This window comes from Gemmata algarum (assembly GCF_034097035.1).
Taxonomy (GTDB): Bacteria; Planctomycetota; Planctomycetia; order Gemmatales; family Gemmataceae; genus Gemmata; species Gemmata algarum.
Window position 1 is genome coordinate 1 of record NZ_JAXBLV010000145.1, and the last position, 403, is coordinate 403.

General features: G+C 69.2%; 1 pseudogene. It reads right to left on the reverse strand.

Going from position 1 to position 403, the window contains the following annotated elements:
* Positions 1-23 precede the first annotated feature (23 nt).
* A pseudogene (locus R5W23_RS12230) lies at positions 24-403 on the reverse strand (IS630-like element ISAva6 family transposase); the annotation flags it as partial.

Below are 403 nucleotides of genomic sequence, written 5' to 3' on the forward strand. Positions count from 1 at the left end.
CAAATCCGATTGATCCGTAACCGTCAGGCGGCGACGGCCCAGTAAAACCCGACGGCCCCGCCGACAACCGCGGGGTGTTCCATGAGCCACGGGCACCGGGTCGTCAGCGTCGCGGTCCGCCCATTCCGGTCGTCGAACACCCGGTTGGCCAGTCCCTCGCGGACGAGTGGCCACCAGTGCTCGGCGGGTTGGAGTTCCGGGGTGCAACTCGGCTGACGATGGAGCACCACGTTGGGCGGCACGCGGAGCCCCTTGGCCGTGTGTCCGCCCGAACCGTCCAAGATCAACACGAGCACCTTGCGCCGGTCCGGGTCGGCCCACCCGGCGAAGTCCGCCAGAGCTTGACCCATGCACTCCGCGTTGGCCTTCGGGAGCATCCGGAGCCGGCTGCGCCCGCTCTTCG